The sequence below is a fragment of the Terrabacter sp. P5_B1 genome, assembly GCF_056400505.1.
The window spans coordinates 1-3,111 of sequence record NZ_JBFULD010000416.1 but is presented as its reverse complement, the minus strand read 5'-3'; the positions used below and the strand labels follow the sequence as shown (position 1 = coordinate 3,111).

Sequence of the window (3,111 nt, the reverse complement as noted above, 5' to 3'; positions counted from 1 at the left end):
GTCGCGGACAACGCACCCGCGGTGGGCTACTCGCTCGAGACGCAGACGAAACCGGTCTATGACCGGATGCCGGATGAGACGACGGTTGCCCACGAGCTCTCGCACATGTGGCTCGGGGACTCGGTCACTCTCCGCCAGTGGCCGGACATCTGGCTCCATGAGGGTTTCGCGACATGGTCGGAGTGGATCTGGAGCGAGCACAGCGGCCGGAAGAGTGCCCAAGGCTACTTTGACACCCTCTACAACACCCCCGCCTCGAAGACGTCGTTCTGGGCTCCCCCACCCGGCAACCCGGGAGACGCCGCGCACCTCTTCGACGGGACGGTCTACGACCGTGGCGCGATGACGGTGCAGGCGCTGCGGCACAAGGTCGGTGACGACACGTTCTTCCGGATCATGCGCACCTGGGTGACGGAGAACCGCTACGGCAATGTCACGACACCCCACTTCATCGCCTTGGCCGAGAAGACCTCGGGGATGGACCTCGACCACTTCTTCGACGTGTGGCTCTACCAGCCCCAGAAGCCGACCTCGTGGTGAGCGAGACAGGACCGGTGGGCGCTGTCGTCATTCCACGACGGGTTCCCAGACGAGCTCCGCGACATCGATGACCAGCTCGGAGCTCCGTGCCGCCGGGTCGTCCGGCGCCCGCACCTCGCCCACAGACACGCATACGAATCGTTGAGGCGGCGGTGCTCTCCGGGTAGGTGAAGCGAATCCGGTACAGCTGCTCGAGTCTCAAGGTTGCACTCCCACTGACAGACGAACCCTCTGACAGAGGTGGCACGCCGCAGCGAGGCGAGGAACCGCTTCCCTCAGCGGGCGGCGAGATCGAGTCCGAATGCCGTGGCCATCGAGGGAGCCGCGGCGGCCTCCCCGAGCGGCTCCGCCGCGAGGACCTCGCTGTAGAGGCGCGCCAGCGAGTAGTGGCTCAGCGGCGTCGTGACGACGGCGCCGTGCAGCGACGGGTGGGCCACGGCGGTCAGGACGAGGTTGTCCTGATGGTGGTCGTCCTCGTCGGCGGTGACCACGATCGCGAGATGTCCGGCCAGCCAGTCGGGACCGGCCATCACCAAGCCGATCTCGGTCCGCAGCCAGCTGTCGGCGACCGAGAGATCGCAGTTGTGGGCGTCGTTGCACAGGTCAGGGATCACCATGCCCGCGTTGGGCAGTCGTCCGGTGGCGGCATCCGTGCTCAGCTCCGTGAGCGGCACGTCGTACTGGACGCACGAGGACCGCTCGCTGAGATAGTAGGGCCACGGGTTGTGCTTGACGACGTACTGTCCGGAGTTCTCCGTTGCGCAGGTGCCGGGCATCCCCTCGGCGTACACCTTGGCCGTCTTGCCCAGCGACAGCGCCTGGCCGAACACCGACGGCTGGTCGGTCGTGTGACTGGCGGGCGGACCATCATCCGTGACGCCGAACGTGCTGCCCCCCGTCATCGCGAGATAGTTCGGCAGCGAGGGGTGCGTCACCGCCCGGTAGCTCGTCGCGTGGGCGAACTCCTTGCCGAGTGCTGCCGTGTACGGCATGGCTTCGCGCATCTGGTCCAACGAGTGGTTCTCGACGACGAACGTCAGCAGCTTGGTCACCTTCGTCGGGTGCACCGTGGCGAAGGTGACGGGTGCGGGAGAGGAGGCAGGGGCGGAAGGTTGTCCCGACCCGCAGCCGGTGAGGCCCAGCAGTGCGGTCGCGATGACCAACCCGGCGACCTTGTGCGACATGCGTCCCCCATGGTCTGAAGTGCCTTGCCGCGGAGACAGTACCGCGGGGTGGTCGATGCAGGCTGGGAAAGCGGCGTGAAGCGGGCGGTGGCAGAGTGGGCCGATGGAGATCCAGCTCAGCATGCTGATCCTCGAGGTCCGCGACCTGACCACGTCGATCGCGTTCTACCGCGACCTCGGTCTCGACGTCCCCGATCCGGTGTCCGGTCGACCTGTCGTCATTCACCGGATGGGCAGCGGCGTCAGCCTGCTGCTGACGACCTCTTTCGCCGCCACCTACGATCCTGCCTGGACGCGCCCGGCTGGGGGCTACCAGCAGCTGCTCGAGTTCTATGTCGGCGAGAAGGCAGCCGTCGACCGGCGTTGGGCCGACCTCGTCGCCGCAGGCCATCCCAGCCGCATGCCACCCACGCAGACCGCGGGCCCCTACGCCGCCATGGTCGACGACCCCGATGGCAACGTCGTCCTTCTCACCTCCGACGAAGCGGCCCGGGTCGACACGAACGACGCGTAGCGCACCCTCCGGCATACCAGGCCTGACGTCGGTTGCGAGCGGAACGTCGGCAGCGGGCGCGGGGGTGCGGCAAGATGAAGTATGCGTGAGGTGCCGGTGGGTGCCGTACCGATCGATCGATTTGCCCGGGTGCTCCCGCCGGAACGGGTCGCGCTGCTCAAGGCTGCTGCGGACCGAACCTCGCTGCTGCTGCAGGGCCGCACGGTGTGGAACGTCAGCTCCACCGAACGGGGTGGCGGGGTGGCGGAGATGCTCCAGACCTTGGTGGCCTACGGGCGGGGCGCCGGTGTCGAGACGCGCTGGTTCGTCCTCACCGGCGACGAGCGGTTCTTCACCGTGACCAAGAGGTTGCACAACCTGCTCCACGGTTTCTCCGGGGACGGAGGCGGGCTCGACGAGACGGACACGGACCACTACCGCGACGTGATGGCGCGCAACCTCGAGGTCTGGCGGAACCGGGTGCGTCCCGGGGACATTGTGCTGCTTCACGATCCGCAGACCGCAGGCATGGCCGCTGCGCTCCGGGAACAGGGCGCGCACGTCGTCTGGCGCTGTCACATCGGAGCGGACCGGGCCGACGGGCACACGGGCCGTGGCTGGGAGTTCCTCCGGCCGTTCGTGGAGGCCGCCGACGCGTGCGTCTTCTCGCGGAGGGAGTACGCACCCCGCTGGCTGCCGACGCCCCGGGTCCGGGTGATCCCGCCGTCGCTCGACCCGTTCAGCGCGAAGAACGCGCCGATGACGACCGACAGCATCCGGGGAGCCCTGCACCGGGCCGGGATCGTCGAGCAGCTCACGGGGGACGGCAGTCTCGCGTTCGTCCGGCGCGACGGCACCGCGGGCACGGTCCGGGCCCACCGCGGTCTCCTGTTG

General features: G+C 68.3%; 4 protein-coding genes. 3 read left to right on the top strand and 1 reads right to left on the bottom strand.

All coding sequences use genetic code 11. The features are described from left to right. The coding region (locus tag AC1DP0_RS20180) for a M1 family aminopeptidase (protein WP_478088049.1) at window positions 1–540 on the top strand (540 nt) is incomplete at its 5' end. A gap of 275 nt (window positions 541–815) precedes the next feature. Here AC1DP0_RS20180 and AC1DP0_RS20175 read toward each other — a convergent pair. Beyond that, a complete protein-coding gene (locus AC1DP0_RS20175; protein ID WP_478088047.1) occupies window positions 816–1,724 on the bottom strand; it encodes an alkaline phosphatase family protein in 909 nt (302 codons plus the stop codon). 103 nt (window positions 1,725–1,827) lie between these two features. Here AC1DP0_RS20175 and AC1DP0_RS20170 point away from each other — a divergent pair, with 103 nt between their 5' ends. Together AC1DP0_RS20170 and AC1DP0_RS20165 are read left to right on the top strand one after the other, a co-directional pair. After that, window positions 1,828–2,238: a VOC family protein gene (locus AC1DP0_RS20170; RefSeq protein WP_478088045.1), complete on the top strand. Its 411-nt coding sequence runs from the start codon at window positions 1,828–1,830 to the stop codon at window positions 2,236–2,238. A 129-nt stretch (window positions 2,239–2,367) separates the two neighbouring features. Then, window positions 2,368–3,111 (top strand): glycosyltransferase family protein (locus AC1DP0_RS20165; RefSeq protein WP_478088043.1); only part of this gene is annotated, 744 nt, incomplete at its 3' end.